22 protein-coding genes are annotated in these 25085 nt (G+C 64.2%); 6 read left to right on the top strand and 16 right to left on the bottom strand.

Annotation, left to right across the window (positions count from 1 at the left end; genetic code table 11):
• Positions 1–40: 40 nt before the first annotated feature.
• The 7 genes from CTR55_RS25630 to CTR55_RS25600 all read right to left on the bottom strand — a co-directional run bounded on the left by CTR55_RS25630 (position 41) and on the right by CTR55_RS25600 (position 8844).
• A complete protein-coding gene (locus tag CTR55_RS25630) occupies positions 41–1201 on the bottom strand; it encodes an acyl-CoA dehydrogenase family protein (protein WP_296290497.1) in 1161 nt (386 codons plus the stop codon).
• A gap of 17 nt (positions 1202–1218) precedes the next feature.
• Entirely contained in the window at positions 1219–2007 is a 789-nt protein-coding gene (locus tag CTR55_RS25625) for an enoyl-CoA hydratase-related protein (protein ID WP_296290496.1), read from the bottom strand.
• Positions 2008–2409: 402 nt separating this feature from the next.
• Positions 2410–3837, bottom strand: coding sequence for an amino acid permease (locus CTR55_RS25620; protein WP_296290495.1), 1428 nt, complete (start codon positions 3835–3837; stop codon positions 2410–2412).
• Between the two features lie 394 nt (positions 3838–4231).
• Positions 4232–6475 (bottom strand): ATP-binding protein, encoded by a 2244-nt coding sequence (locus tag CTR55_RS25615; RefSeq protein WP_296290494.1) that lies wholly within the window; start codon positions 6473–6475, stop codon positions 4232–4234.
• Positions 6472–7233, bottom strand: coding sequence for a transporter substrate-binding domain-containing protein (locus CTR55_RS25610; RefSeq protein ID WP_296290549.1), 762 nt, complete (start codon positions 7231–7233; stop codon positions 6472–6474). The genes CTR55_RS25615 and CTR55_RS25610 overlap by 4 nt, the downstream gene beginning before the upstream one ends.
• A 103-nt stretch (positions 7234–7336) precedes the next feature.
• Positions 7337–8086 (bottom strand): response regulator transcription factor, encoded by a 750-nt coding sequence (locus CTR55_RS25605; protein ID WP_296290548.1) that lies wholly within the window; start codon positions 8084–8086, stop codon positions 7337–7339.
• 110 nt (positions 8087–8196) lie between these two features.
• Complete coding sequence (locus CTR55_RS25600) at positions 8197–8844, bottom strand: TetR family transcriptional regulator C-terminal domain-containing protein (protein ID WP_296290493.1); 648 nt, start codon at positions 8842–8844, stop codon at positions 8197–8199.
• A 160-nt stretch (positions 8845–9004) separates the two neighbouring features.
• On the opposite strand from CTR55_RS25600, the gene CTR55_RS25595 reads away from it, so the two are divergent.
• The 4 genes from CTR55_RS25595 (at position 9005) to CTR55_RS25580 (ending at position 13878) form a co-directional block, all read left to right on the top strand.
• Complete coding sequence (locus CTR55_RS25595; RefSeq protein ID WP_296290492.1) at positions 9005–10108, top strand: polyamine ABC transporter substrate-binding protein; 1104 nt, start codon at positions 9005–9007, stop codon at positions 10106–10108.
• A 229-nt stretch (positions 10109–10337) separates the two neighbouring features.
• Positions 10338–11756: an aminotransferase gene (locus CTR55_RS25590; RefSeq protein ID WP_296290491.1), complete on the top strand. Its 1419-nt coding sequence runs from the start codon at positions 10338–10340 to the stop codon at positions 11754–11756.
• 53 nt (positions 11757–11809) lie between these two features.
• Complete coding sequence (locus tag CTR55_RS25585) at positions 11810–12679, top strand: helix-turn-helix transcriptional regulator (RefSeq protein ID WP_296290490.1); 870 nt, start codon at positions 11810–11812, stop codon at positions 12677–12679.
• Positions 12680–12867: 188 nt separating this feature from the next.
• A complete protein-coding gene (locus CTR55_RS25580; protein WP_296290489.1) occupies positions 12868–13878 on the top strand; it encodes an alpha/beta hydrolase in 1011 nt (336 codons plus the stop codon).
• Positions 13879–14198: 320 nt separating this feature from the next.
• On the opposite strand, the gene choV is transcribed toward CTR55_RS25580, so the two are convergent.
• From choV to CTR55_RS25560, 4 genes are all read right to left on the bottom strand, one after another.
• Positions 14199–15377, bottom strand: a complete 1179-nt coding sequence (choV, locus tag CTR55_RS25575; RefSeq protein WP_296290488.1) for a choline ABC transporter ATP-binding protein — start codon at positions 15375–15377, stop codon at positions 14199–14201.
• Positions 15378–15382: 5 nt separating this feature from the next.
• Complete coding sequence (gene choW, locus CTR55_RS25570) at positions 15383–16222, bottom strand: choline ABC transporter permease subunit (protein WP_296290487.1); 840 nt, start codon at positions 16220–16222, stop codon at positions 15383–15385.
• 54 nt (positions 16223–16276) lie between these two features.
• Positions 16277–17218, bottom strand: coding sequence for a choline ABC transporter substrate-binding protein (locus CTR55_RS25565; protein WP_296290486.1), 942 nt, complete (start codon positions 17216–17218; stop codon positions 16277–16279).
• A 239-nt stretch (positions 17219–17457) separates the two neighbouring features.
• Positions 17458–18402 carry a choline ABC transporter substrate-binding protein gene (locus tag CTR55_RS25560; protein WP_296290485.1) on the bottom strand — a complete coding sequence of 315 codons (945 nt, stop codon included), beginning with the start codon at positions 18400–18402 and terminating at the stop codon, positions 17458–17460.
• Between the two features lie 348 nt (positions 18403–18750).
• On the opposite strand from CTR55_RS25560, the gene CTR55_RS25555 reads away from it, so the two are divergent.
• Together CTR55_RS25555 and CTR55_RS25550 are read left to right on the top strand one after the other, a co-directional pair.
• Positions 18751–20127 (top strand): L-serine ammonia-lyase, encoded by a 1377-nt coding sequence (locus CTR55_RS25555; protein WP_296290484.1) that lies wholly within the window; start codon positions 18751–18753, stop codon positions 20125–20127.
• Between the two features lie 382 nt (positions 20128–20509).
• Positions 20510–21616, top strand: a complete 1107-nt coding sequence (locus CTR55_RS25550) for a GlxA family transcriptional regulator (protein WP_296290483.1) — start codon at positions 20510–20512, stop codon at positions 21614–21616.
• Between the two features lie 187 nt (positions 21617–21803).
• On the opposite strand, the gene CTR55_RS25545 is transcribed toward CTR55_RS25550, so the two are convergent.
• The 5 genes from CTR55_RS25545 to CTR55_RS25525 form a co-directional block, all read right to left on the bottom strand.
• The gene (locus tag CTR55_RS25545) at positions 21804–22283 is read right to left on the bottom strand and encodes a phage antirepressor (protein WP_296290482.1); all 480 of its coding nucleotides are present in this window, start codon (positions 22281–22283) and stop codon (positions 21804–21806) included.
• Positions 22284–22826: 543 nt separating this feature from the next.
• Entirely contained in the window at positions 22827–23225 is a 399-nt protein-coding gene (locus CTR55_RS25540; RefSeq protein WP_296290481.1) for a VOC family protein, read from the bottom strand.
• Positions 23226–23371: 146 nt separating this feature from the next.
• On the bottom strand, positions 23372–24061 hold the full coding sequence (locus CTR55_RS25535; protein WP_192383518.1) for a hypothetical protein: 690 nt from the start codon (positions 24059–24061) through the stop codon (positions 23372–23374).
• 93 nt (positions 24062–24154) lie between these two features.
• Entirely contained in the window at positions 24155–24418 is a 264-nt protein-coding gene (locus tag CTR55_RS25530; RefSeq protein ID WP_296290547.1) for a hypothetical protein, read from the bottom strand.
• A gap of 126 nt (positions 24419–24544) precedes the next feature.
• Entirely contained in the window at positions 24545–24790 is a 246-nt protein-coding gene (locus CTR55_RS25525) for a hypothetical protein (RefSeq protein WP_296290480.1), read from the bottom strand.
• Positions 24791–25085 lie beyond the last annotated feature (295 nt).

The raw sequence follows: 25085 nt of genomic DNA, 5'->3' as shown, positions 1-25085 counted from the left end.
CTCCCCCAGCCCCTCTCCCTGAAGGGCGAGGGGCGAAGGATCAGCGCAGCAACGGCCGCAGCAGTTCGCGGGAAATAATGTGGCGCTGGATTTCCGAGGTGCCTTCCCAGATGCGCTCGATGCGCGCGTTGCGCCAGATGCGTTCCACCGGGCCTTCGTCCATCAGGCCCATGCCGCCGAAGATCTGCACGGTCTCGTCGGCGACCTTGCCCAGCACTTCGCTGGCGAACAGCTTGGCCATGCCGGCTTCGCCGTCGGTCATGGTCCCGCGGTCCATCTTCCAGGCGGTGTGCAGGGTCATCAGCTCGGCGGCGCGAATCTGAGTGGCCATGTCGGCGAGCTTGAAGGAGATGCCCTGGTAGCTGCCGATGGCGGCACCGAACTGCTTGCGGTCGGCCGACCATTGCAGTGCCAGGTCCATGGCACGCTGGGCCTGGCCGACGCAGTTGGCGGCAACCATCACGCGGCCGGCAGTGAGCCAGGCGTTGGCCACTTCCCAGCCCTTGTCGACTTCGCCCAGCACCTGGGAGGCCGGCACGCGGCAGTCGTCGAAGAAGATTTCGTAGGTGTGATAGCCCTTGTTGCTGACGCAGCGCGGGCCACGGCGCACGGTCATGCCGGCGGTGCCCTTGTCCACCAGGAAGGCGGTCACGGCGTTGCGCTTCTTGCCGTTGCGCTCGAAGGTGTCGGTCACCGCGAAGACGATGGCGAAGTCGGCGTGGCCGGCGTGGCTGATGAAGTGCTTGGCGCCGTTGATCACGAAGTCCTCGCCGTCACGCACGGCGCGGGTCTTGATCGAGTTGGCGTCGGAGCCGGCGCCCGGCTCGGTGAGGGCGAAGCAGTCGATCTTCTCGCCCTGCACCACTGGCAGCAGGTAGTCCTGGATCTGCTGGCCCTTGCACGCCATGAGGATCTTCGAGGGCCGCGCGACGAACACGTGCAGCGCCCAGGACACCTTGGACAGCTCGCGCTCGACCAGCGCCTGGGACAGGTAGTCCAGGCCGCCACCACCGACTTCCTCGGGCATGTTGAAGGCGTAGAAGCCCGCCGCCAGAGCCTTGCCGCGAATCTTCGCGGCCAGCTCCGGGGATACCGCGTCAGCGCGGTCCACTTCCTCTTCGTACGGCAGCAACTCTTTCTCGACGAAAGCCTTGACCGCCTCGACGAGCATTTCCTGTTCCTGGGTCAGTTGGAAATCCATCACATCACCTGCGGCCGTTAGCGGCCTTTGAATTGGGGGGAGCGTTTTTCGGCCACGGCGCGCAGCGCCTCGGCGGCATCTTCACTGCGGCCGCAGAGCAGCCCGGCGGCCTGTTCGGCTTCCAGTTGCTGGGCCAGGGTGCGGGCGGCGCCGTCGCGCATCAGGCGCTTGGTCTGGGCGAAGGCGAAGGTCGGGCCGGCCGCCAGGCGCGCGGCGAATTCGCCGACCTGGGCTTGCAGTTGATCGTCGGCAACCACTTCACCGACCAGGCCGGCGTTCAGCGCGCGTTCGGCGTTCCACAGTTCGTCGAGGAACAGCAGGCGCTTGGCCGCTTCGCTGCCGATCAGGCGCGGCAGGTGCCAGCTGGCGCCGGCGTCCGGGCAGTAGGCCATGCCGGTATAGCCGGCCTTGAAGCGTGCGGAGGCGCCTGCAATGCGGAAGTCGCAGCACAGGGTCAGGTCCATCCCGGCGCCGACGGCGGTGCCGTTGACGGCGGCGATGGTTGGCTTGTCCAGGCCGTGCAGGCGGCGCATCAGGGCATGGGCGGTTTCGGTCCAGCCGTAGGTTTCCAGTTCGCCGCGGGCTTCGGCCTCGGCCCATTCGGCGAGGTCGGCGCCGGCGCAGAAGCTGCGGCCTTCGCCGCTGAGCACGATGACGCGCACGGCCTCGTCGGCCTCGTAGGCGTCGAGCAGGGCCAGCAGGTTCTTGAGCGTGGGGACGTCGAGCGCGTTGCGTTGCTCGGGGCGGTTCAGGGTGATCCAGGCGATGCCGTCCTGGACCCGGCTGAGCGGGGATGGCTGAGTCATGCTGCCCTCGTTCTTGTAGTCGATTGTAGTGAGGCGATGGAGCCAATACTAAACAAGTGTTCAGCAAGCCGGCAATCCACCCGAATGGGTGGCTTGTAACGCTCCTTCAATCGACGGGAAGGCCGCGTGGCGCGGGGCTGGGGGGTTCTTCAGCGGTTTGCCCCGAGAGCTTGTTACAACTTCGAACAATCGTTCAGCAAGCGATAGGCCGCACAACCCATTCCGGGGTTATCCGCCCTACGCAACGGGTGAGAGGCATACCTGTAGGAGCGAGCTTGCTCGCGAACGGATTTTCCGGCGGCTCTGGAGCTGGGCGGGTTCGCGAGCAAGCTCGCTCCTACGAAGAGCCGCAAAGCCAATGAAAAAGCCCCGCAGTGCGGGGCTCCTTCGACGCAGGAAGACTCAGCCGAGGCTCGGCACTGCCTCGTCGGTCAGCACCTGCCCACGCTTGCGCTTGAGCACGTAGTAGGCGAGGTAGCACGCCGCCATGAAGCCGAAGCCCCAGTACAGCGACGGACGCTGGGTCGGGTCCAGGGCGAGGAACACGAACAGCGAGCAGCAGATCGCGATGCACGCGATGGGGATCAGCGGGAACAGCGGCGCGGCATACTTCAGGTCGGCCACGGTACCGCCCTTGGCCATGTGCTCGCGGCGGAAGCGGTACTGGGCGTAGGCAATCACGATCCAGGTGACCGTGCCGGACATCCCGCTCACCGCCATCAGCACCATGAACAGGGTGTCGGCGGCGACGATGCTGGTCAGCAGCGACAGCAGGGCGAAAGCCAGGCTGATCAGCAGCGCGTAGAGCGGCACGCCACGGGCGCTGAGTTTCGACAGCTTGCGCGGCGCCATGCCGGTCTTGGACATGGCCCAGAGGATGCGGGTGGAGGCGTACAGGCCGGAGTTACCCACCGACAGAATCGCGGTAAGGATCACGAAGTTCATCAGGTCGGCGGCGTAGGGGATGCCGACCATGTCGAATACCTGCACGAAGGGGCTTTCCATCAGCCCGGCCTGCTTCCACGGCACGATGCAGGAGAGCACGACGATCGCCAGCACGTAGAAGATCAGTACGCGGAACACCACGTTGCGCACGGCGCGCGGGATGCTCTTTTCCGGCTGGTCGGTCTCACCGGCGGCGACGCCCATGATCTCGCAGCCCTGGAAGGCGTAGACCACCGTCATCATCACCGCGAACACGGCGGACAGGCCGTTGGGGAACAGGCCGTCACTCATCAGGTTGGACAACCCCGGAGCCGCTTCGCCGCTGTTCAGCGGGATGGCACCGAAGATCACCAGCACGCCGACCACGATGAAGCCGAGGATGGCCGCCACCTTGATGCCCGAGAACCAGTATTCGGCTTCGCCGAAGGCGCGGGTCGCCAGGGCGTTGAGGGAGAACAGGACGACCACGAAGAAGCCCGACCAGAGCCAGATCGGCACGTCGGGGAACCAGCGGGTCATCAGCATGCCGGCGGCGGTGAATTCCAGGCCCACGGTAGAGGCCCAGCTCATCCAGTACACCCAGCCGATCATGAACCCGGTGGCCGGGCCGATGAAGCGCGTGGCGTGGGCCTGGAAGGAGCCGGAGACGGGCATCTGCACCGACAGCTCGCCCAGGCAGACCATCACCAGGTACATCAGCAGGCCCGCGACCAGGTAGGCAAGGATGGCGCCCATCGGGCCGCCGGAGCCGATGGTGACGCCCGAGCCCATGAACAGGCCGGTACCGATTACGCCGCCCAGCGACAGCATGAAAATGTGGCGGCTCTTCAGCGCGCGGGTGAGTTGAATCTTCTCGCCGCTATTGGCGTGATGGGGCTCAGACATGGCGCACCTCCGGGAAACGGCGGGCGCGACGGAGCGGAACTCTACGTTGGATCATTATTGTTATCTCCAATCAATCAGAGGCCGTGGCTCGGGCACGGATGCCACCGGATTATTGGAAGGCGATGTAAGGCGGGGTTGTTCGCCAGGATCGAAGTTGTAGAAAGATGTAAGGATTTTGTGCAGGGCGCGTAGGGCGGGGCTTTCAGGTAGCTGTTCTTCGTAGGAGCGAGCTTGCTCGCGAACAGATTTCCCGGCGACGCCAACGCTGGGCGGGTTCGCGAGCAAGCTCGCTCCTACAACGTCAGGTGAACCTGGGCTTCCCCTGTAGGGCGCATAACGCGCCAGCGTTATCCGCCGCAGCAGGTGGCGGATAACCTGTTCCAGGTTATGCGCCCTACGCTGGCGAGCTCTTCAGAAGTTCAGCGACAACCGCCCTCTCCTGCTCCAGCTGCTCCGCCCAACCAGCGAGCGAAGTTCCCGCCAACGCCACCTGCTCCAGCTCGCCCAGGCAATCCCCCAGCCCGCGCAAGCCCATCGACCGGCAGCTGCCCGCCAGCCGGTGCGCAAGGCTCGCGGCCTCCACCGCATCGTCCTGGCGCAGCGCATCGAGCAGCAGCGGCCATTGCTCATCCAGCAGCTTCCACAGGCTGGCGAGCAGCTCGTTGAGCTTGTGCTCGCCCAGCAGGCGACGATGGGTATCGAGCACCTGGCGATCCAGCGGGCCGTTATCCACAGTCTCGGGCGGCAACTCCCACGCCACGCCGGACAGCGCGCGGCGCAGGTCGTCCAGCCGCAGCGGCTTGCCCAGCACGCCCTGCATGCCGGCCTCGAAATAGCGGCGGACCATGCCCGGCTGCACGCTGGCGGTGAAGGCATGGATCGGCGTGGTCGCGTTGAGCCCGCCGGCCTGCGCGCGAATCGCCCGGCACAGGTCAAGGCCGGTCATGCCCGGCAGGTGCATGTCCAGCAGGATCAGGTCGAAGCGCCGCGCAACAGTGAGCGCCAGCGCGGGCTCCGCATCGTCGGCGAGCCGCACGCGGTGGCCGTCGCGCTCCAGCAACGCCTGGGCGACTTCGCGGTTGAGGGCGACGTCTTCCACCACCAGCACATCCAGCGCCGGCGCCTGCTCGATGGCCACGCCGGAGTGCGGCACCACGCCCGGCGCCAGCTCGATCTCGAACCAGAAGGTGCTACCCTCGCCTTCCAGGCTTTCCACGCCGATCTCGCCGCCCATGATTTCCACCAACCGCTTGCTGATCGCCAGCCCCAGCCCGGTGCCGCCATAACGCCGCGCCACCTCGTCGCTGGCCTGGGTGAAGCGCTGGAAGATCTTTTCCTGCTGCTCGGCGGAGATGCCGATGCCGTCATCGGTCACGCTGAAGCGCAGGCGTTGCCCGGCATCGCTGCTTTCCAGTACGGAGACTTCCAGCAGCACCTCGCCCTCTTCGGTGAACTTCACCGCGTTGGCCAGCAGGTTGCTCAGCACCTGACGGAGGAACTGCTCGGCGCCCCGGCAACCGTCCTGCACCTGGGGTTCTATGCGCAGGCGCAGGCAGGTGCCGTTGTCCTCGGCGCGCGGCTCCAGCAGCGTCACCACGTCGTCGAGCAGGCGGCGCAGGGAGAAGTCCACCGGCTCGGGCTGGCTGGCACCGTCTTCCAGCTTGGCGAAGTGCAGCACCTCGTTGAGGATCGCCAGCAGCCCTTCGCCGGCGGTGGATAACGCTTGCAGACGTCGGCGGTCCTGCTCGCCCAAAGGCGCGGCGCGCAGCAGCTCGGCCATGCCGAGAATGCCGTTGAGCGGCGTGCGGATCTCGTGACTCATGGTGGCGAGGAAGCGGCTCTTGGCGCGGTTGGCGGCCTCGGCTTCCTCCTTGGCGCGGCGCAGGCTGGCGGTGCGCCGCTCGACCCGGAGCTGCAGTTCATCGCGCTTGCTCTGCAGGGCCGCGCGGTCGGCTTCGCGGCGGCGCAGCTCGGCACGCATCGCCCGACGCAAACCATCGAGGGCATCGGCAACCGTGTCGATTTCGTCTTCTTCGCCTGAGCGTTTTTTAGCCAGTACCAGCTCGGTGCCGAGGTCGCCTCCCGTCAGGCCGCGGACGAAGTCGGCCATGGTGCGCAGGTGGCGAGTCACGAGACTGTGGAACAGCCAGCTCAGCGCCACTGCCAGGCCGCAGAGGAACACACCCATCCACAGCAGGCTGGTCAGCCCGCCGTGAAGCAGGCGCAGGTAGACGGCGCCAAGATCGATGCTGACTTCCAGCTCGCCCAGGTCGCGGCGCTCGCCGTCCGGCGGCTGGAAGGCCAGGGCGTAGTGCTCGACACGGAAAGGCCCGCGCTTGTCGTCGGCGTCCTGCTCCAGGTTAAAGTCGGCGCTGCGCAGGCGTACCTGGGCGATGTCGGGGAAGTCGGCCAGGCCGTGCAGCTGCACGTTGAGCTGCTCCTGGTTGAGGTCCCAGAGGCTGCGCTCGAAGCTGGCCAGATAGCCGACGCGGATCAACTCCAGCCGCGTGTCGATGTCGCGCATCTCACGGCGGTATTCGAAGTACAGCTGCACCGCGCCGGCCAACACGGTGAAGCACAGGCTGAACAGCAGCACCCGCAGCAGCAGGCGCCGGGCCAGGCCGCCGGGCAGCCTCAACGCGGCACCCCATCGCCGGCGAGCATGGCGCGGTAGTCGTGCTCGCTCTGCTGCAGCCAGCGGGCGACGCTGCCGTCGTCCACGCGCTTCTTCAGCAGCGCGTCGATCTCGTCCATCCGCGCAGCCAGCGGTGAATGGCGGGAGACGGCGATGCGCAGGTAATCCACGGTGAGCGGACGGGGCAGCGCGGCGATGTCCTGGCCGCCGGCCAGTTGCTCGACGAACAGGGTGCCAGTGCGCCGCTCGTGGGCGATGAAGTCGATGCGCTGGCGGATCAGCTTGCCGAAGTTCTGGCGGCTGTCGGAAACCCATTCGACGTTGCCGTGCTCGGCGACGAAACGGTCGAACTCCGGCCCGTAGCTCTCGCCGAACAGCAGCCCGCCACGGTAGCTGGCCAAGTCATTCAACTGATCGAAACGCACCGGCTTGCGGCGGTTGTAGAAGATCGCCACTTCCTCGCGCAGCACCGGCACGCGGGAGAACAGCAGGCCGTCGTCGCGCTGCGGGGTCTGGTAGGCGAGCACCACGTCGACGCGGCCTTCGGCGGCGTCCAGCAGGCAGCGCTTCCAGTTGCCCAGCACCACGGTCTTCACCTCGTAGCCCAGCTCGCCGAGCACGCTGCGCACGGTCTGCGGCGCCAGCCCGCGCACTTCATGGCCATCGCTCCAGGAGATGGGCGGGTAGACGGGGTAGTCGCAGTAGCGGAGGGGTTGGGCGGCGTGCGAGAGCGTGCAGAAGAGCAGGGGTAGGAGATACAGGAGGGATCGGAGCAGGGGCCGCCCTCTCCCCAGCCCTGGCTGCGCGCCCCGCTCCGAAGGGAGAGGGGGCCGTACGGTGCGCACTCGAAACACGTCGTAAAGCTCAGGCGTCGGCGGGCGGGGCGGTGAACAGGTAGCCGGCGCCGTGGATGGTGATGATCAGCTCGGGCTCCGCCGGGTCGTCGCGCAGCTTGCGGCGCAGGCGGCCGACCAGCACGTCGATGGAGCGGTCGTTGGGCAGCCATTCGCGGTTGCGGATCTGGTCCATCAGCTGGTCGCGGCTCAGGGTGTGGCCGGTGTTGCGCAGGAACACGCCGAGCAGTTGGAACTCGCCATGGGTCAGTGGCGTTTCGCTGCCGTCACGGTCGATCAGCCGGCGGCGATCCGGGTCCAGCGTCCAGTGGGCGAAGCGCCTGTGGTTCTGCCGGCTGCTGCCCTGGGCGGGCGCGGCGGCGGGCTGCCGGGCGTGACGCACGCGGCGGATCAGGTTCTTCGCGCGGGACACCAGCTCGCGGGGGTTCAGCGGCTTGATCACGTAGTCGTCGGCGCCGCATTCCAGGCCGACGATGCGGTCGATGTCGTCGTTGCGCCCGGTGATCAGAATGATGCCGACCTCCGAACGCACGCGCAGCTCGCGGGTCAGGGTCAGGCCGTCCTTGCCGGGCAGGCGGATGTCGAGCATCACCAGGTCGATGGGCTGTTCGGCCTGCTCGGCTTCGGCGAGCGTCGCCTCGGCCTGTTCGGCGGTGCCGGCGCAAAGCACGTCATAGCCTTCCTCGCCGAGGTAGGCCTGGAGGAGCTCGCGAATCACCGGATCGTCGTCGACGATCAGTACACGGGAAGTCATCGCAATACCCTGCTGAGGCCGCCGCTCGTGACGGGGCCGTTCTTGTTATGCGTGGAGGTAGAGCTGTAGGAACTGTCCTGCAGATGGCGGCAGGTTACCGCCCGCTGAACAATCGATCAACAGACTCCCGACGCCCGACAGAAACGCTGCCGGCCGCCGTGCTGGAGGCCATCGACCCAGGCCTCGCAGATTTGCACGCCCTGGTCCGGGGTGAAGGTCGTGGGGTTCAGGCCAGACTCCAGCCACAGGCCGTCGAGCAAGGCGCTGAGGGCGATAGCGGCCAGGTCAGCGTCGAAATCGGACCAGCCCTGCTCCAGCGCCAGATCGTTCAGCGCCTGCGCCAACAGGGTGCGGTACTCGCCGTAGGAATGGTCGTGGGCCTTGTTGATTTCCTCGGCGGTCTTCACCGCGCCCCAGAACGCCAGCCAGGCATCGAGCAACTGCGGGTCGAGCAGCTCGGCGCAGAACGACGCACGGAAGAACGCCGACAGCCGCGCGCGGGCATCCGGCGCCGCCTCGGCGATGGCCTCGCGCAGCAGCTGCATGACCCGCCCGGTGACGGTCAGGTAGGCCTCGGCGACCAGTTCGTCCTTGCCCGAATAGTGGTGGTTGATCAGCCCCACCGAGACCCCGGCCTCGGCGCAGATCTTGCGGATCGAGGCGCCCTGGAAGCCGTGGCGTTTCAGGCATGCGAGGGTCGCCTCGATCAGCAGCGCCTTGCGCTGTTCCGGCTCCAGTCGGGTAAAGCGGACTTCCTCGTTCATGCCTGGCTCCTAAGGTTTCAGGTGGCCAATCTGAACGATTGTTCGACAGGAAGCCAGCCCTACCTACCCGTTCGGGGAATGGTCCGGGCACCGCCCCTGGTCGACAGTGGGCCTATCCGCGAATGCTCCAATCCATAACAAAATCAAAGGTGGGACTGACATGCAGAAAATGCTCGCTGCAGTACTCAGCACGGCGCTGGCGACCTTGCCGGCGCTAAGTCACGGAGAGGATGCCGAAGGCGCGAAGACGCTGCGGCTGTACAACTGGACCGACTACATCGGCGAACACACCATCGCCGACTTCGAGAAGGAAACCGGGATCAAGGTGGTCTACGACACCTTCGATTCCTACGAGACCGTGCAGGGCAAACTGCTGCCCGGCCGCTCCGGCTACGACCTGGTGGTGCTCAACGCCGCCCTGGTGCCGCCGCTGCTCAAAGCCGGCGTGTTCCAGCCGCTGGACAAGACCAAGTTGCCCAGCTGGAACAACCTCGATGCGGACGTGCTCAAGCACCTGGAGCACTACGATCCGGGCGTGAAGTATTCCGCGCCCTACACCTGGGGCAGCAACGGCATCACCTACAACGTCGACAAGATCAAGCAGCGCATGCCCGACGCGCCCATCGGCTCGCTGGCGATGCTGTTCGATCCGAAGATCGTGTCGAAATTCGCCGATTGCGGGGTGACCATCATCGATTCCCCCACCGACGTGATCCCGCTGGCCCTGGCCTACCTCAAGCGCGACCCCAACAGCGCGCTACCCGAGGACCTCAAGGCCGCCCAGGACCTGCTGCAATCGATCCGCCCGTACATCCGCAAGTTCGACTCCACCAGCTACCTGAACGGCCTGGCCAACGGCGACCAGTGCATGGCGATGACCTGGTCCGGCGACTACGCCACCGCCCAGGCCCGCGCCGACGAGGCTGGCGCCAAGGTCAAGCTGGGCTACTTCGTACCCAAGGAAGGCTCGCTGATCTGGTTCGACGACTTCTACATCCCGGCTGACGCGCCGCACGTGGCGAACGCCCACAAGTTCATCGAATACATGCTGCAGCCCAAGGTGGCCGCCGGCGTCGCCGACTACATCCGCTACGCCTCCAGCAACGCCGCCGCCACCCCGCTGCTGGCCGCCGAAGTGCGCAATGACCCGGCGATCTACCCCGACGCCGACACCCGTGCCCGGCTGTTCACCCAGAAAGTGCAGACCCCCAAGGCCACCCGCCTGATCACCCGTACCTGGAACGCGGTGAAGACCGGGACCTGAGTTTCAGACGTTCAAGAGCCCCCTCTCCCCAACCCTCTCCCTGAAGGGATAGGGGGCAGCCCGCAGCAGGGTTCATGGAAGTCATCTTCCTGATGTTCCGCTGACAGCGGGCCCGCAATGACCGTCGTAGTCGCCGAGCGCTCCGAACGGTCCCCTCTCCCGCTTGCGGGAGAGGGTTAGGGAGAGGGCAAGGACTCGCAAGACGAACCGTAATTTCGAGGTAAAGCAGATGACCACCCCAACCCCAGCCTTCTTCGCCCAATTCAACGACGAGCAGCTGGTCGCCGCCGACAAAGCCCACTACATGCACGGCTACCACGTGTTCGACGATCACCGGGTCAACGGTGCGCTGAACATCGCCGCCGGCGAGGGCGCCTATATCTACGACACCCAGGGCAATCGCTACCTGGATGCCGTGGGCGGCATGTGGTGCACCAACATCGGCCTGGGCCGCGCGGAAATGGCCGACGCCATCGCCGAGCAGGTACGCAAGCTGGCCTACTCCAACCCCTTCTGCGACATGGCCAACGTCACCGCCATCCAGCTCTGCGAAAAGCTCGCCGAACTGGCGCCGGGCGACCTCGACCACGTGTTCCTCACCACTGGCGGCTCCACCGCCGTGGACACCGCCTACCGCCTGATCCAGTACTACCAGAACTGCCGCGGCAAGCACGGGAAGAAGCACATCATCAGCCGAGTAAACGCCTACCACGGCTCGACCTTCCTCACCATGTCGCTGGGCGGCAAGGTCGCCGACCACCCGGCCGAGTTCGACTTCCTCAAGGACGTCATCCACCACATTTCCTGCCCCAACCCCTACCGCGCGCCGGAAGGCATGACCGAGGGCGACTTCCTCGAATTCCTGGTGAAGGAATTCGAAGACAAGATTCTCGAACTGGGCGAAGACAAGGTCGCCGCCTTCTTCGCCGAGCCGATCATGGGCTCGGGCGGCGTGATCATCCCGCCCAAGGGCTACCACCAGCGCATGTGGGAAGTCTGCAAGCGCTACGACGTGCTCTATGTCGCCGACGAGGTGGTGACCTCCTTCGGCCGCCTCGGCGCCTTCTTCGCCTCCGAGGACGTGTTCGGCATGCAGCCGGACATCATCACCACCGCCAAGGGCCTGACCTCCGGCTACCTGCCGCTGGGCGCGTGCATCTTCTCCGAGCGCATCTGGAAGGTAATCGGCGAGGCCGACAAGGGCCGCTGCTTCGCCCACGGTTTCACCTACAGCGGGCACCCGGTGAGCTGCGTCTCGGCGCTGAAGAACATCGAGATCATCGAGCGTGAGAATCTGCTGGAGCACGTGAAGGACGTCGGCAGCTACCTGGAACAGCGTCTGCAGGAACTGGCCGAGCTACCGCTGGTGGGCAGCGTGCGCTGCCAGAAGCTGATGGCCTGCGTCGAGTTCGTTGCCGACAAGCGCAGCAAGGTGCTCTTCCCCGAGGAGCTGAACATCGGCGAGAAGATCCACCTGCGCGCCCAGGCCAAGGGCCTGCTGGTGCGGCCGATCGTGCACCTGAACGTGATGTCGCCGCCGCTGACCATCACCCGCGAGCAGGTCGACGAGATCGTCGACACCCTGCGCGAGTCGATCCTCGAGGCCGCCGCAGACCTCCAGCGCAGCGGTGATTACGCGGGGCACTGATGATCGATCCGAGGATTTTGCCTACACCCCGGCAGCCCTTTAGACTGCCGGACATGAGCGAATCCCAGGCACTGAGCGAAACGTCCGACGCACCAGCCCTGCATGCCTGGCATGCGGGGCTGGCGCGCGCCTTGGCCTGCGTCGGCGAAGTCGTCTTCGTCGAACGCCTGGCCGACGCGCTGGGCTGCCTGGTGCCGGTGGAGTCGGTGATGCTCGGCCTGGAGCAACGCGGCCAGCCGCCGCAACCGCTGTACCAGCGCGGCGTCGACCCGGAGCACCACGAGGCGCTGGTGGACCGCTACTACGCCCGCGGCTATCTGCTCGACCCGTTCTGCCTGGCCATGGAAGACGGCCTCACCGAGGGCTTCTACCCGCTGGCCGACATCGCCCCGGACGACTTCTTCGCCAGCGAGTACTACAAGACCTACTACCTCAAGTTCGGCTGCACCGAGGACTGCCACTTCATCATCGACCTGGGCGAGGCGCGCAAGGTCTCGCTGTGCCTGTACCAGGGCAGCAGCGGCGCGCGCTTCAGCGAAACCCAACTCGACCTGCTGGCCACCGCCCTGCCGCTGGTGCGTGAGCTGTTCCGCCAGTTCGAGCGCAATGGCGGGCTGGACCTGCTACTGGCCGGGCGCGGCGTAAGCGTCAGCGCGCCGGACAGCCAGGCACCGCTGAACCGGCACATCCGCACGGCGTTCATGAACTTCGGCGCCGACCTGCTGACCGAGCGCGAACGGGAAATCGCCCACCTGCTGCTGCGCGGCCACTCGGTGAAATCCAGCGCGCGGGTGCTGGATATCTCCCCGGAGACCGTGCGCATGCACCGCAAGCACCTCTACACCAAGCTGGCGATCAACTCCCAGGCGGAGCTGTTCTCGTTGTTCATCGACTGGCTGACCGGCGACGCCTCCGCTGCCTGACCGTTGCTCTGCGTAGGATGGGTGGCTCGCCGGCCAGGCCGGAGCTCGTGAACCAGGTGGGCACGGTGCGAGGCGTTCGCGAGCAAGCTCGCTCCTACACGTTCCATGCGGCGTCCGGCTTCAAAATCTGCCAACCTATGGCCTTTCCCGCTGTCTGACCCGTGCCCCACCATCAGGAGAGCTCCCCGATGTCCCGACGCTGGCTACCCGCCTTGCTGTTGGCCGCCGCCCTGCCGCTGCACGCCGCCGAATCCAAACCCACCTACGGCCCGGAGCTGGAGCGTTTCAACTACGCCTACCCGGTCGGTCACTACAGCTTTGCGTCCCAGGGCCACCACGTGCACATGGCCTACATCGACGTGAAGCCCAAGAAGCAGCCCAACGGCCGCACCGTGGTGCTGCTGCACGGCAAGAACTTCTGCGCCGGCACCTGGGAAACCACCATCGCCACCCTGAGCGAGGCCGGCTACCGCGTGGTGGCGCCGGACCAGATCGGCTTCTGCAAATCCACAAAACCCGAGCGCTACCAGTACAGCTTCCAGCAGTTGGCGACCAACACCCACGCCCTGCTCGAGCACCTGAAGGTCGGCAAGATCACCCTGCTGGGTCACTCCACCGGCGGCATGCTCGCCACCCGCTATGCGCTGATGTACCCGCAGCAGGTCGAGCAACTGGCCATGGTCAACCCCATCGGCCTGGAAGACTGGAAGGCCCTGGGCGTGCCCTATCGCACCCCGGACCAGTGGTACGAGCGCGAGCTGAAGACCAGCGCCGAAGGCATCCGCCAGTACGAGCAGGCGACCTACTACGCCGGCCAGTGGAAGCCCGAGTACGACAAGTGGGTGAACATGCTCGCCGGCCTGTTCAACGGCGCCGGCCACGAGCGCGTGGCGTGGAACTCGGCGCTGCTCTACGACATGATCTTCACCCAGCCGGTGGTCTACGAATTCGGCCAGCTGAAGATGCCGACGCTGCTGTTGATCGGCACCAAGGACAACACCGCGATCGGCAAGGACCTCGCCCCGGCCGACCTGAAGGCCAAGCTGGGCAACTACGCCGAGCTGGGCAAGGCGACCGCCAAGGCCATCCCCAACGCAACGCTGGTGGAATTTGACGACATGGGCCACGCCCCGCAGATCCAGGACCCGAAGCGTTTCCACGAGGCGCTGCTCAAGGGTTTGGCGGAGCTCAAGCACTGATCTCTGCCAGAGGTTGGGCAATCGCGGACGGAGTCCGCTCCTACGTTTCCTTGCGACATCGGCGCTGGGGCTTCCCCTCACCCCAGCCCTCTCCCGGAGGGAGAGGGCGCCGATTGTGCAGGCTGATGCCACGGTTTCATCCTGCACCGGACGGTCCCCTCTCCCTCTGGGAGAGGGTTAGGGTGAGGGACCGCCGCGGCACCGGGCCGAACCTGTGGGGGCGAGCTTGCTCGCTCCTACAAAAAACCCAAGGCTTCAGTCCCAACAAAAACGCCGGCTCCCCTCGCAGGGAGCCGGCGTTTTTCATGTGGCCGAAAGAATCAGCCCAGGTTCTTGCCCAGCAGCGCGTGGTACAGCTCGCTGTCGCCGAGCACGCCGACGACGCGGCTCTGCTCCTGCAACACCAGCTTGTGGCCGGTCTGATAGCGAATCTGCAGCGCATCGCGCATGCGGATGTTGACGTCCACCAGGGTCGGCTCGTGCTTGAGCCTTTCCACCGGGTCGCCCGGGCGCCATTGCTGCAGGTCGATGATGTTGCTGCCCTGGCGAGCGGTCTTGATCTGGTTCGACTCGGTCAGGCCCAGCCAGCAGTCGCGACCCTGGTCGAAGCACACCTCGTCGGCCTGGCGGCGGCACTGGTCCAGGCCACGCATCAGGCTGGAGCCGCACAGCACGTTGAGCGGGTTGGTATGGGCAACGAAGGTGCGCACATAGTCGTCCGCCGGGCTGAGCACGATTTCCTCGGGCTTGCCGTGCTGGATGATGCGGCCGTCCTTCATGATCGCAATGCGCGTACCGATCTTCAGCGCCTCGTCCAGGTCGTGGCTGACGAAGACGATGGTCTTGTGCAGCTGGCGCTGCAGCACCAGCAGTTCATCCTGCAGCTGCTGGCGGATCAGCGGGTCCAGCGCGGAGAAGGGTTCGTCCATCAGCAGGATGTCGCCATCCATCGCCAGCGCGCGGGCCAGGCCGACGCGCTGCTGCATGCCGCCGGAGAGCGAATCCGGGCGCTTGTCGCGCCATTGCGACAGGCCGACCAGTTCGAGCTTCTCGTCGATCACCTTCTTCCGCTCGTTGGCCGGGCGGCCCTGCATCTCCAGGCCGAAACCGATGTTCTCGGCCACGGTCAGCCAGGGCATCAGCGCGAACTTCTGGAACACCATGGCGATGCGCTTGGTGCGCATGGTCTTGAGCGCCGCCGGCGAGCAGTTGGCGATGTCCACCTGCTGGCCTTCGTGCTCGATCAGCAGCTTGCCGCGGCTGACCCGGTTGAGGCCGTTGATGCAGCGCAGCAGGCTGGACTTGCCCGAGCCCGAGAGGCCCATCATCACGCAGATTTCGCCGCGTTCGACATCCAGGCAGGCATCCTCGACACCCAGCACCTGGCCGGTGCGCTTGAGGATTTCCTCACGGCCCAGACCCTTGTCCAGCAGCTTGAGCGCTTCCTTGGTGTGGGTGCCAAAAATCACATCCACATGTTCGAATCGAATCGCCGACATAGTGCTTACCTCCCCCGCAGCGAACGTTGCTTGCACACCCGGTCGAGCAGGATGGCGAGCAGGACGATGGCCAGACCGGCCTCGAAGCCGAGGGAAATGTCCGCAGTGTTGAGCGCGTTGACCACCGGCTTGCCGAGGCCATCCGCACCCACCAGCGCGGCGATAACCACCATCGACAGCGACAACATGATGCATTGGGTGATACCCGCGCCGATGCTCGGCATGGCGTGCGGCAGCTCGATGCGCGTCAGCAGTTGCCAGCGCGAGCAGCCGAAGGCCTTGCCGGCGTCCATCAGTTCCGCCGGCACGTCCTGGATACCCAGGCAGGTCAGGCGGATGGGCGCGGCGATGGCGAAGATCACCGTGGAGATCAGACCCGGAACCACACCCAGGCCGAACAGGGTCAGGGTGGGGATCAGGTAAACGAAGGTGGGCACCGTCTGCATCAAGTCCAGCAGCGGCCTGAGCCCGGTGTAGAACCAGGGTTTGTGCGCCGCCAGGATGCCCAGCGGCACCCCGACGGCAATACACACCACCGTGGCGAAGATCACCTGCGCCAGGGTCTCCATGGTTTCCTGCCAGTACCCCAGGTTGAGGATCAGCAGCAGCGAAGCCAGGGCAAAAACGGCGAGCCCCCAGCTGCGCTGGATGTAGAACACCAGGAAGACCATCAGCGCGATCAGCGCCAGCGGGTGGAACCAGAGCAGGCTGTTGGTGACGCCGTGGATGAGAAACTCGAGGGTGTCGGAAATCTTGTCGAACACCGACGCGCCATGTTGCGTGAGCCAGTCGACGAAGGCGGCGATATGCTCGCCCAGCGGTAGCTTGTGGTCAGTCAGAAACATAATGCGGGCCCATCAGAAGCTTGAGGAATCGGCCAACGGCAATTACTTCGGCTCTTATTTCGAGAACGCCACCTTGGCTGCCGCCAAGGCCGGTTTGCCGTCACGGGTGGTCACGCCGGCGAGCCAGGCGTCGAGCAGTTCCGGATGGTCCTTCAACCAGGCTTTGGCCGCGTCTTCGGGCTTCTTGCCCCCGTTGAGCACGGCATCCATGAGTTTGTTTTCCATTTCCAGGGTGAAGGTCAGGTTGGTCAGCAGCTTGCCGACGTTCGAGCACTCCTGGACGTACCCCTTGCGCACGTTGGTGTAGATGGTCGCGCCGCCGTAGTTGGGGCCGAACACGTCATCCCCGCCTTCGAGGTACTTCATCTTGAAGCGGGTGTTCATCGGGTGCGGTTCCCAGCCCAGGAACACGATCCACTGGTTGCGGCGGTCGGCGCGCCCGACCTGCGAGAGCATGCCGGCCTCGCTGGACTCCACCAGCTTGAACTTGCCCAGGTCGAACTGGTTCTTGTCGAGCATGCCCTGGACCAGGCGGTTGCCGTCGTTGCCCGGCTCGATGCCGTAGATCTTGTTGCCCAGCTTGTCGGCGTACTTGGCGATGTCGGCGAAGGATTTCAGCCCGCCGTCGTAAGCGGCCTGGGTGACGGCCAGGGTGTACTTGGCGCCCTCGAGGTTGGCTTTCACCGTCTCCACCGAACCGTTGTCGGCGTAGGGCTTGATGTCGTTGGCCATGCTCGGCATCCAGTTGCCGAGGAAGACGTCCAGATCCTTGTTCGCCAGCGACTTGTAGGTCACCGGCACGGACAGCATGGTCACCTTGGTGGTGTAGCCAAGCGACTCGAGCACCTGACGGGTAGTAGCGGTGGTCACGGTGATGTCGGTCCAGCCGACGTCGGAGAAGCGAACCGTGCCGCACGACTCAGGTTCAGCGGCCTGAACCGCCAGCGGTGCGCAAACGGACACAGCAGCCAGCAGCAAAGACTTGCAACCTTTCATGAGCGTACTCCTCTGCGGGGTGGGGCGCCGGCGCTGCCCACAGTGGGGCGCGGCGGTCGAATTATGGTTGGGGCCTGGGGGACGGGCCCTTTTGTTGTCATTTCGTAAACGATCATGGAACAGGAAAATTTCGTCGCCTACCGGGTGGGTCGCATCCAGTGCAGGCGAAGTCGCATTCAGTACCAGCCATGTCGTATCCAGTCGAAAGGCCCGGTTCCAGCGACTTCCACAGGCCCGGATCACTCCTTGGCGGCGGTTTTCTGGCCCCCTGGCGACGGCACCGAAGCCAGCGGCGCGACACCCTGCAACCAGCTGTCCTGAACCTGCGGGTTGGCCTTCAGCCAACTCTTGGCGGCCTGGCGAGGGTTGCGGCGCTCGTTGAGCACCGCATCCATCAGCTGGTTCTCCATCGCCAGGTCGAATTTCAGGTTCTTCAGCAGCCGCGCCACATTGGGGCACTCCTGAAGATAGCCTGCTCTGACGTTAGTGAAGACCGTCGCACCGCCATAGTTCGGACCGAAGTAGGAATCCCCTCCTTCCAGATAGTTCATCTGGATGCGGGTATTCATCGGGTGCGGCTCCCAGCCCAGGAACACGATGGGCTGCTTCAAGGCCCCGGCTCGCTTGACGTAGGCCAGCATGTCGGCCTCGCTGGACTCCACCAGTTTGAAGTCGCCCAGGCCGAAGGCCTTCTCGTTGATCATCTTCTGGATCAGCTGGTTGCCGTCGTTGCCCGGTTCGATGCCGTAGAGCCGCCCGCCCAGCTGCTCCCTGAATTTTGCGATATCGGCAAAAGTCTTCAGGCCCGCCTCATAGGCATAGCGCGGCACCGCCAGGGTGTACTTGGCGCCTTCGAGGTTGGCGCCCACGGTTTCCACCTGGCCCTTGTCGGCGAAAGGCTTGAGGTCGTTCGCCATGCTCGGCATCCAGTTGCCGAGGAACACGTCGATCTTCTTCTCCGCCATCGCCTTGTAAGTGTCCGGCACGGACAACCGCACCACCTGCGTACGGTAGCCCTGGTGGCTGAGCACCAGGCGGGTGACGGCGGTAGTCACGGTGATGTCGGTCCAGCCGACATCGGCGAAACGCACCAAGGAGCAGGATTCAGGTTCGGGTTCGGCGGCGCGAACGGCGCCCGGAAGTACCACGGATAACGCCAACAGCGACGACACAAGACTCTTCATGAGACCAGCCTCTGACTGCGGAGAATGGGGGTGGATACGGGCGAACGTGGCCGTTCGTCGGTGGCGGATCATGGAACAGCGCGCCTGCCCGCGCCTATCGACCGGTCGTGGTTCGCCGTGCCCATGTCGTAATGAGGCAAGCTTTCGTCGGCCCCGGAACACGCGGCCTCACGGCCTGCACCGGCAGGGTGCGCAGGCGGCGTTAATGGATACGGCCGCGTCGTCGATGGACGCAGCCTGAGCCGGACTTGGGCCGATCATGGCCTCGCATCGCGGGCACCGGGACGTGCCTGCTCATCCCTTCAAGAGATGCCCCCTCATGGATGTGCAGCTCGCCCGGAGTCCGGCATGGCAATCAGTGTGTTCGACCTGTTCAAGATCGGTATCGGCCCTTCCAGTTCGCACACGGTCGGCCCCATGCGCGCCGCTGCGCTGTTCGTCGGCGCCCTGCGTGAACGGCAGATGCTCGAACGCACCAGCCGCGTGGAAGTGCGCCTGTACGGCTCGCTGTCCGCCACCGGCGTAGGCCACGGCACCGACCGTGCCGTCATCATGGGCCTGATGGGCGAATGGCCGGACCGCATCGACCCGAGCCAGATCGAACCGCGCATGGCGCAACTGCGCAGCAGCGGCGAACTGCTGCTGGCCGGCAGCCGTGCGATCCCCTTCGACTGGATTCGCGACATGCGCCTGCTCGAAGAGAACCTGCCCTACCACCCCAACGCCATGCGCCTGACCGCCATCGAAGGCGACCACGTGCTGCACAGCGACACCTACTACTCCATCGGCGGCGGTTTCGTGGTCGACGAGGAACAGGCCGCCTCCGGCAGCCTCGACACCGACAACAGCGTGCTGCCCTACGACTTCGCCAGCGCCGCCGAACTGCTCATGCTCTGCCGCCGCCACAACCTGCGCGTGTCCGAGCTGATGATGGCCAACGAGCGCATGTGGCGCAGCGAAACCGACATCCGCGAAGGCCTCAAGACCATCTGGCAGGCCATGCGCGACTGCGTCGACAACGGCCTGCGCCACGAAGGCATCCTCCCCGGCGGCCTCAACGTGCAGCGCCGCGCCGCACGCCTGCACCGCAACCTGCAGGAAATCGGCAAGCCCAACGTCATCGGCTCGACGCTCTCCGCCATGGAATGGGTCAACCTCTTCGCCCTCGCGGTGAACGAGGAAAACGCCGCCGGCGGGCGCATGGTCACCGCGCCCACCAACGGCGCGGCCGGCATCATCCCGGCGGTGCTGCACTACTACATGCGCTTCAACCCCGAAGCCAGCGACGACGACGTCACCAACTACCTGCTCGCTGCCGCCGCCGTCGGCATCCTGTGCAAGAAGAACGCCTCCATCTCCGGCGCCGAAGTCGGCTGCCAGGGCGAGGTCGGCTCCGCCTGCGCCATGGCCGCGGCGGGCCTCGCCGAAGTGCTCGGCGCCTCCCCCGAACAGGTGGAAAACGCCGCCGAGATCGGCCTGGAACACAACCTCGGGCTGACCTGCGACCCGGTCGGCGGCCTCGTCCAGGTGCCCTGCATCGAGCGCAACGCCATCGCCGCGGTGAAGGCCATCAACGCCGCACAGATGGCCCTGCGCGGCGACGGCCAGCACTTCATCAGCCTCGACCAGGTGATCCGCACCATGCGCAACACCGGCGCCGACATGCACGACAAGTACAAGGAAACCTCGCGCGGCGGCCTGGCCGTCAGCATCATCGAGTGCTGACCCGCAATCGCCCACGCCCGCCCCGGCGCGCCCCCTGATGGCGCAAGCGGTACGCCCGTCCCGACGACACCTGGGGCGTTACCGTTCCGGGCACAGCACCACCGACCCCGTGACCGGTGAGTGCTACCAAAAACCCCAGGCCACGATCCATGCGTATTTGCGACCTTCGAGGCGTCGCAATCCGGGCCGGCAAAAGCGGCATTCCCATGCCGTTTTCTTTTTTAGTTGAACGCCCATTCAACCTAGGCACGGCAATTGCCTTGTCATAGGCAGCGAGAACAGAGGAACAGCCCGGGCCAACCCCGAGGCCGATTCCCGAACAGAACAACAAGCATAAGAAACGCCTCCCGTGAGGCGACTGTGACTAGCGTGAGGTGACTGAATGAACGCGTTCAACCCCGGAGTTCCCCCGCAAAACCGAGCTCCGCAGTCCATCGGCTTCCTGCTGCTGGACAACTTCACCCTGATCTCCCTGGCCTCGGCGGTGGAACCGCTGCGCATGGCCAACCAGCTCTCCGGACGCGAACTCTACCGCTGGCACACCCTGAGCCTCGACGGCCGCCAGGTGTGGGCCAGCGACGGCCTGCAGATCACCCCTGACGCAGCCTGCGACAGCGCCCCGCAGATGGACACGCTGATCGTCGTCGGCGGCGTCGGCATCCAGCGCAGCGTCACCCGCGAACACGTCACCTTCCTCCAGGCCCAGGCACGCCACGGCCGCAAACTCGGCGCCGTATGCACCGGCAGCTGGGCCCTGGCCCGCGCCGGCCTGCTCGATGGCTACGACTGCTCGGTGCACTGGGAATGCCTGGCCGCCATGCAGGAAGCCTTCCCCCGCGTGGCCATGAGCACCCGCCTGTTCTCCATCGACCGCAACCGCTTCACCTCCTCCGGCGGCACCGCGCCGATGGACATGATGCTGCACCTGATCGGCCGCGAGCACGGCCGCGAACTCTCGGCGGCGATCTCCGAGATGTTCATCTACGAGCGCATCCGCAACGAGCAGGACCACCAGCGCGTACCGCTCAAGCACATGCTCGGCACCAACCAGCCCAAGCTGCAGGAAATCGTCGCGCTGATGGAAGCCAACCTCGAAGAGCCCATCGACCTCGACGAACTGGCCGTCTACGTCAGCGTCTCGCGCCGCCAGCTCGAACGCCTGTTCCAGAAGTACCTGCACTGCTCGCCGTCGCGCTACTACCTCAAGCTGCGCCTGATCCGCGCGCGCCAGCTGCTCAAGCAGACCTCGATGTCGATCATCGAAGTCGCCTCGGTGTGCGGCTTCGTCTCCACCCCGCACTTCTCCAAGTGCTACCGCGAATACTTCGGCATCCCCCCGCGCGACGAGCGCCAGGGCCAGCCCATTGGCCAGCCCGTCATGGTCATGCCCATCCCGCAGGACCTCGCCCTAATGCCCAACTCCTCGGCCATCTCGGCCTTGAGCCAGGCCCAGGGCGAATCCACCTTCGCCAGCGTGCGGGTGCTCTAAGACACCACTGAGTACCCACGGCCACCCTCTTGCGCCGAACAGCCCCCTCTCCCTCTGGGAGAGGGTTGGGGTGAGGGCCAGCCCAACTCCGGCCTACCTCGTAGGAGCGGACTCCGTCCGCGATAGCCCCACCCTCGCACCGCCGCCCACCCATCGCGGATGAATCCGCACCTACGCCGGGCCAGTCCTACCCACGCCCATCCAGCTCCATCAACCGCGCCGCATCGGTAAACCGCACCCACAACCGCCCCTGCCAATCCAGCAAGGCAATGTGCTGCCCCTGCACCTCCCGGAACTTGTGACGCGGCAACAGCGCGTTGTCCTGCTGCGCCGCGCGCAGCGCCGGCACCACCTCGTTGCTCAGCCACTGCCGCAGGCTGCGGTTCTCCGGGTGGTACAGGTGCAGCAACAGCAGCGCATACACCCCGCTCTCGCTCACCAGCAGCTCATCCTCTGCCGCGCCGGCCAGGCGCTCCCAGCGCGACTGGTCCGGCTCCAGCTTGCGCACCAGCTCCACCCCGCGATTGCTCGCGGTCAGCTTCGTCAGGTCGCGCAGCACGAACCACGGCTGCTGATCCAGCAGCACGCCGCGCAACTGGCGGTTGTAGCGCACGAAGGATTGGGTATTCAGGCCGTGTTCGGCCGGGAAGGACATCGACGTCATCATGCAGTAGCTCCTTGCTCAAGACAGGAAGCCGCCGCCCGAAACATCCGAAATAAGGGAGGCGGACCGTGCAAGGGTGGAAAACCGGAGAACTTACGAAAGAAGACCGGCCGGACCGAAGTCCGCCTCACACGGCCCGCCATAGACAGCCAGAACTGATTCCGCCCAGTCTCGGGCGGAATCATCTCTGCTATGGCGTTCGTAAGTTCTGAACAGGTTTCCACACCTGACCACGCCGAAGCGTGGTGCCAGGAACGCTACGCAGAGGGCTTGTAGGACCGCAACGCCGGCGCAGTGTAGGGCCCTTCCCGCATTGACCGGCGCAGAAACCCGCGCCCGTCAGGGATTTGCCTCACCCGGTGAAAGCCGTCTCAGGAACCCACCGACAGACACGTAGGGCGCATAACCCGGAACGGGTTATCCGCCAGGACGGCGGATAACGCCACAGGCGTTTTTCGCCCTACACAGGCTATCGAGCCACGGAGCCGTTGCAGGAGCGGGCCATGCCCGCGACCGCGCCCATGGGGCGCTCCTGCAGGTAGCCTCTCAGCGCACCAGACTGAGCTGCCACGACACCCCGAACCTGTCGCTCACCCAGCCAAAGCGCGGGCTGAAGCCGTAGTCGCCCAACGGCATATACACGCGCCCACCCGCCGACAGCACCGCGAAAATCCGCTCCAGCACCTCCCCCGACTCGAACTCCACGAAGATCGAACTGGACGGCGTGAAATCGAAGTCATGCTTCACCGGGCTGTCCGAACACAGGAATGCCTGCCCGCACACCTCGAACCGCGCCACCTTGATCGTCCCCTCCGGCCCCGGCTCACCAGCGCCATAGCGCTCCACGTGCACCACGCGGGAGTTGGGAAAGGTGGCGAGATACAAATCCAGCGCCGCCTGCGCGACGCCTCCCTGGAACATGAGGAAGGGAGTGGCTGTGGTCATGACGGCTCTCCTGTGGAGAAAAGGGCCAGTCTAGGTCACGAGGCACTGGACCAGGCGCAGAGCGATGAAGCACTCACCGCGCTGGAGCTAACCTCAGCAGACCAGCAGACGCGGCTTGAACTGCACGAGCTCCGCTTTCTCCCGGATTACTTGCGCACCGTTTCGTAGTCGTAATGTTCATTTTTTACACAAAGGTCAGTTTTGACTTCCCGAACATCTTGCGGCGAACCAACACCACTTAACTCACTGACGGTCAATTTGCAGGTCGTCACCAGAAACTGTGGCTTCTCGAACACAAATTTCACCTCATAGTCCTTCCCGGCCTCGGGGTTGAGGGATACCGGCGATGGATAGCATGACGCACTACCTTCCTGGCTATGCATCGAATAGTTGATCGACAAGACCGAGGGCTTTCCCACCGGGATCACGACTTCGTCGTACCCCAGTCGATCGCTTTTGAGTGCTTCTGTGGTCTTGGAAGTCGGCATTCCAATGACCTTATTTCTATAGTCTTCCGCCTTCATGCCACGCAGATCGGTGTCCCGCCACAATATGTAGGACTCCTTGTTTTCATACACTCGCAGATAGGTTTTCTTGTCGGTGGCCTTGCCGGGATGGAAATCCTCACAAGCCGCTCCAGGCTGATAGGATGAGTAGTATTCTGGCGAAGAGAAGAAGCGGACGCGTGCTGTGGAGGCAGGGTCATATTTTGCAGCCTCCGCGTCATTTCTTACATTCATCTTTTCATAGCTGCAGCCCTGAACCAGTGTTACCAGCAGAGCAACAGCAAGGATTGCCAATGCTTTCCCATTCAAGACCTTGATCGACAACAACATGAATAAATTTCCTTCTTCCTGGTTATCAGGTTGTTCCAACACCGCCGCTGTGCGTCACATATCATGGGAATAAAAACTGTCACCGCTTGCCCTTCAACGGCACCGATAAGGACTTTCGCCTTTCAATTCATCGCCCGTTTTGTTATCTCGAACAACAACGGTCGCCACAGAAGGAATGCCGCACAAGGCATTTCGGACAGTATATATCCCTGAACCTTCAGCAATGTTCTTCCTATCTCCCATCACTACTTCGCCATTTGTATCGTAGGCCGTCAACTGATAATAACCGGACAGCGTCATACAGCCTGTCAGTAGCGCTGAACCAATAGCTAGCAAGCACAGATTCTTTGTAAGCATCACTCAGTAAACCTCCAATCAAAATGAGAAGAGAAAAATAGGAAAGGCTCTCCCTTTTCTCTAGCGCTGACTTAGGTTTCGTTTTTATTAGAAAAAACCTTTCGCCTCTTAACCCTCAACCAGCACTTAATCATATCCGCCGCGCCGTATCTCTTTTGCCTTTTTCTTGCTACGGCGTTTAAATAGACTCAGAAGCCCTTCAAGAGCAAAATAAACAGGAAATAATATCAAAATAAATGCAATGGGATTCTTGAATTCAAAGAATCTTTCCAGCTTACCGGCAATCAGGCCGGAAACGATCATAAGAAGAACAAATCGAATACCAGAAACCAACGACGACATGTATTCATTAAGCAATCCATCAGGCTTCATTTGAAACTCCTGCCACGCGAAATTTAACCAGCGAACACCCCACTCCGCCCCCTTTTGTTACTTTTCTTTTTTCTCAACCCCTTCCAGACTTAAAGTAATTTACTGCAAAAACAACTCCTAGAAAGAAGGTCATTATCCCTCCCCCTCTAAAAGCACTCTCGGCAGCAGACTCCATCACATTCCACAGGTCGAAATCCTGCCCCCTTAAATGCATGACAAATCCTATTGAAACTGTCGACGCTAGAAAAAGTGCCCCACTACATACAAGCACCAACTTAACAAGCATAAAAGCCAA

The organism is Pseudomonas sp. (assembly GCF_002796985.1).
Taxonomy (GTDB): domain Bacteria; phylum Pseudomonadota; class Gammaproteobacteria; order Pseudomonadales; family Pseudomonadaceae; genus Pseudomonas.
This window is presented reverse-complemented; position numbering and strand designations above follow the sequence as displayed.